The organism is Streptomyces sp. A012304 (genome assembly GCF_026008495.1).
Lineage (GTDB): Bacteria > Actinomycetota > Actinomycetes > Streptomycetales > Streptomycetaceae > Streptomyces.
The window spans coordinates 289,821-294,413 of record NZ_BQUN01000098.1 but is presented as its reverse complement, the minus strand read 5'-3'; the positions used below and the strand labels follow the sequence as shown (position 1 = coordinate 294,413).

The following is a 4,593-nucleotide window of genomic DNA, read 5'->3' as shown; positions in this document are numbered from 1 at the left end:
CCGAGCCCTGCTCTCACATCGAGGTTCCCGCTCTGTGGATCAGAGCTGGCCGCCGACGAAGACCGTCAGGTCGACGAGGCGGTTGGAGTAGCCCCACTCGTTGTCGTACCAGCCGATGACCTTCACGTTCTTGCCCTCCTGGACCATGGTCAGGGAGGAGTCGAAGGTGCAGGACGCCGGGGCGTTGACGATGTCGGAGGAGACGATCGGGTCCTCGGTGTACTCGAGGATGCCCTTCAGCTCGCCCTCGGCGGCCTTCTGGAAGGCGGCGTTGATCTCTTCCTTGGTGACCTCGCGGCTGAGCTCCAGGACCAGGTCGGTGACCGAGCCGGTGGGGACCGGGACGCGCATCGCGATGCCGTCCAGCTTGCCCTTGAGCTGCGGCAGGACCAGGGCGGTCGCCTTGGCGGCGCCGGTGGTGGTCGGGATGATGTTCTCGGCGGCGGCGCGGGCGCGGCGCAGGTCCTTGTGCGGGAAGTCCAGGATGCGCTGGTCGTTGGTGTACGCGTGGACGGTCGTCATCAGGCCCTTGACGATGCCGAAGTTCTCGTCGAGGACCTTGGCCATCGGCGCCACGCAGTTGGTGGTGCAGGAGGCGTTGGAGATGACGTGGTGGTACTCGGCGTCGTACTTGTCCTGGTTGACGCCCATGACGATGGTGACGTCCTCGTCCGTGGCCGGCGCCGAGATGATGACCTTCTTGGCGCCGCCGGCGAGGTGCTTCTCGGCGTCGGCCTTCTTGGTGAAGATGCCGGTGGACTCGATGACGATGTCGACGCCGAGTTCGCCCCACGGGATGTCGGCGGGGTTGCGCTCGGAGAGGACCTTGATGGTCCTGCCGTCGACGGTGATGGTGTCGGCGGTGTGCGACACCTCCTGCTTCAGGCGGCCCAGGATGGTGTCGTACTTGAGCAGGTGAGCGGTGGTCGCGGTGTCACCCAGGTCGTTGACAGCCACGATCTCGATGTCAGCACCCTGCTCCAGCAGCGCGCGGAAGTAGTTACGACCGATGCGGCCAAAGCCGTTGATGCCTACGCGGATCGTCACGAACCGATCTCCTCGTTGGTACGCCGGCCATGCGGTGCCGGCGAGCTGTTTGGGATGTCCCCGACCACCCCCGACCCTACCTCCCCGAGGCCCCCGTGGTGACATCGAGACGTGCCATACACGGCAGGGCGGTCCGTACCCGCCGGTAGGGGTACGGACCGCCCGGGCCTGACGGCCCGATCACTCGTTTCGGTCAACGCGTGTGCCGCGATGTTGACCTCGGCGTGTCACTTGTCAAGTGAGGCGAGGGCCTTTCCGATGAGCGCCGCGCGGTCGGCCGCCGTGGCGAGGTGCTCCAGGCCGAAGCCCAGCAGCACGGTGTCGTCCGTGGTGACCGCTCCGTACGTCTGGAAGAGCGCTCCGGTGCGCGCCCAGTCCTTGACGACGGCGGGGCTGCCGGCCGGCGGGCCGGCCACGCTCCACGCGCCGAGCGACGTCTCGAAGCCCTCGGTCTCGACGGGGGTGCCGCCGATGACGAGGGAGGCGTTGTCGGCGAGGACGCCGCGGCCGCCGGAGCCGGGGTCGGTGATGTAGCCGAGGGACAGCTCCACCTTCTTGCCCGCGTAGGCGGACAGGTCGAAGGAGACCTCCTGCCAGCCGGCCGAGGCCCCGGTGAAGCTGTTCCAGGAGCCGCTGGTGCCGGTGGGCGCGCAGCCACCGCCGGAGACCGTCAGGTACCGCTTGAGGGCGGGGTGCGCCTGGACGAAGTACCCGGCCTCGCACTCGAGGGGTACGGCGGTGCTGGTGGCGCCGCCGGCCTCCGGGAGCGTGGTCCAGTCCTCGGCGCCGACGGTGTGCGCCTCCAGCACGGCGTGGTCGTACCCCTCTTCCGTGTTCCACAGCAGGTGCGTGCGCAGGGTCGGCTTCTCCGACGCGCTCACCCCGCTGAGGTCGACGGTGCGGGTGAGGCGGTTCCAGGCGTAGTCGCTGTGCGTGACGGCGGCCATGGAGCTGCCCGCGAAGGGCCCGTACGGGTTGACGGCGCCGGGGTAACCGCCGGCGCCCGCCGCGGCGAACTGCGGGAACGTCGCCACGGGCAGCGTGTCGGAGGTGACGCTGTAGGACCCGGCCTGGTTGAGCGGGTTGCCGGGTGCCGCGCCGAGGGACCCGCCGGCACCGGCGAGCGCACCCGCGCCCTGGAAGGAGGTCGCGCCGGCCAGCGAGGTGCGGGTGTAGGCGCCCAGGTAGTACTGGCTGAAGTCGTTGGACGGGGTGCCGTCGCCGAGGTCGACGTTGCCGCCGGCCAGCTCTCCGGCCTCGATCAGCTTGCCGCCCTCGTTGAGGTAGGCGCGCAGCTCCAGCTGGGTCGGGTTGCCGGGGACGCTCGCGCCCGTGTAGTGGACGACCGTGCCGAAGTGGCTCAGCACGCCGAGCGCGTCGGGCACGCCCTGGGTGGCGACGTCCCAGACGATCGCCTTGCGGCCGTTGGCCTTCAGCGCGTCGACGTAGGTCCGCGCCTGTGTGGCGGCCGTGGCGCCCTCCTCCGCGACGACGAGGGTGTCGGCCCGGGGGCGTTCGGCGACGGTGTAGGTGAAGTGCTCGCTGGAGACCTTCTTGCCGCCCTTGGTCTCGCCGGTGAACCACACCTCGACCTTGTCGCCCGGTACGCCGTGCTCGACCTCGGCCCGGTACTCGTCGAACCAGAGGTTGTCGTCGCCGCCGTAGGTCTCGCCGCCCTTCCAGGGCCTGAGGTCCTCGTCGTGCGTACGGCCGCCGTTGACGCGGTACTTCAGTTCCTTGTCGCGCAGCGCCTTGCGGACGACGACGGAGACCTCCTGGTCGGCGCCGCGGGAGTAGGAGGTGGCGAACGGCGCCGGGGTGAAGTCGGCGGCGGTCAGGCCGACCGCGGACTTCGGCTGGTCGGGGCGGACGGCGCTCTCGGCGACGGAGAGCGCGAAGGGGATGTTCTTCTCGAACTCCTCCTGGATCAGCTTCTCGTCGTCCGGGAAGTTGAAGACCGACTGGCAGTCTGCCGCGTTCCACTGGTCGTCCGGGTAGAGGTTCGAGACGGTCTGGCAGGTCGACATCTCGGGGGTGAACATCGCCGTGCCGTTGACGTTGGCCGCGTGGCCGTCGGCCTCGCCGTTGGTGGTGTACAGCTCCGAGGAGACCTGCGGGTGGTAGCCGGGGATCGCGGGGTTCTCCGGGGTGCCGGCGAGCGCCTCGTACAGGACGTCGTCGGGGGTGTTTGTGGCGACCTGCCAGCCGACGCCGTAGAGGATGAGTTCGGCGGCGGAGTGGTAGTTGATGCCGTACTCGAAGCCGATGCGCCTCTCGAAGGCGTCCAGGGCCTTGGTCTCCGGCTCGGAGTTGGGGCCGGCGCCGCGGTAGGTCTGGCTGGTGGGGTGCGGGGACGAACCCTCGTCGTCGTAGCCCCACTTGTAGGCGAAGTTGCGGTTGAGGTCGACGCCGTCTCCGGTGGATATCGCGCCGTCGCCGTTGACGTCCCGCAGATTCTTGCGCCACAGGCGGTTGTCGGTGTGCTCGAAGGTGTAGTCGTAGCCGTCGGGGTTGGCGGAGAGGACGAACCACAGTTCCGTGGTGTCCACGATCTTCTTGACGCGCCGGTCCGTCTTGTAGTTGTCCAGGTAGTGGTGGAGCAGGCGCCGGGTCATCTCCGGCGTGATCCACTCGCGCGCGTGCTGGTTGGACAGGTACAGGACGGAGGGCTTGGAGCCGTCCTTGGACTTCTTGGCGTTCTTGGTGAGCTTGAGCGCGAGGATGTCCTGGCCGTTGATCGTCTTGCCGATGGAGACGACCTTGGTCAGGCCGGGGTTCTGCTGCCCGGCGCGGAGGATCTCCTCCTTCAGGCCGCCCTTGCCGCTGTACGGGCGGAACACGCCGTCGGCGGCGGCCTCGACGCGCTTCTCGGCCTTGGCCGTCAGGGTGTGCTCGGTGAGGGGGACGCCCTGCTTCTCGAGCTTCTTCGCCTGGTCGTCGGTGAGGTAGACCTCGATGGTGGCGGTGCCCCGCTCGGGCGCCTGCTCACTGAGTTCGTGACCGTCCTGGCCGGCCGCCAGAAGCAGGGGTACCTGCTTCTTGGTGACCTCGGCGCGGAAGACCTTGACCTCGTCCGCGTCGGACTTCTCGGGTGAACTTCCGGACTGGGCCTGGGCGATGGGTGCGAGGCTTGCTCCGCCGAGCAGGAGCGCGCCGACAGCGAGGATCGATCTCGCTCTACGTCTCATGAACCCCCCTAGCGTGGGTCCGCCACAGCAGCGAACAGATGCCAGGCTCATGTCACTTCATGATCCAGTCAAGGGGGCATCAAGTGGCGGGAGTTGGGGGTGGCGGGAGGCCGAAGAGGCTGGTGCGGAGGGGGGCGGCGGCGGCTTGGGGGCGTCGGCGCTGGGGTGTTGGGGGGCGGGGTTGCTGTTCGGCCGTCGACCGACGTCGCGGCCCTGGGGTGAGGGACCGTCCGGCCGGTTGGTCAGCCGGCCGGCGGTCGGTGGTGCGTCTCCTCAGCCGACCAGGTTGTCGGCCAGTTCGTCGCTCAGATTGGCCTCCGTGCCCGGGATGCCCAGGTCGGCCGCGCGCTTGTCGGCC

2 protein-coding genes are annotated in these 4,593 nt (G+C 69.1%); both read right to left on the bottom strand.

All coding sequences use genetic code 11. The features are described 5' to 3' along the window. Positions 1–39: 39 nt before the first annotated feature. Positions 40–1,047, bottom strand: a complete 1,008-nt coding sequence (gene gap / locus ALMP_RS24265; protein WP_264931652.1) for a type I glyceraldehyde-3-phosphate dehydrogenase — start codon at positions 1,045–1,047, stop codon at positions 40–42. A 227-nt stretch (positions 1,048–1,274) separates the two neighbouring features. Continuing rightward, entirely contained in the window at positions 1,275–4,235 is a 2,961-nt protein-coding gene (locus ALMP_RS24260) for a M14 family metallopeptidase (RefSeq protein ID WP_264931651.1), read from the bottom strand. Positions 4,236–4,593 lie beyond the last annotated feature (358 nt).

Excerpts from the sequence above, each read along its gene's own strand:
- ALMP_RS24260 (WP_264931651.1), bottom strand. The coding sequence starts at position 4,235 with ATGAGACGTAGAGCGAGATCGATCCTCGCTGTCGGCGCGCTCCTGCTC.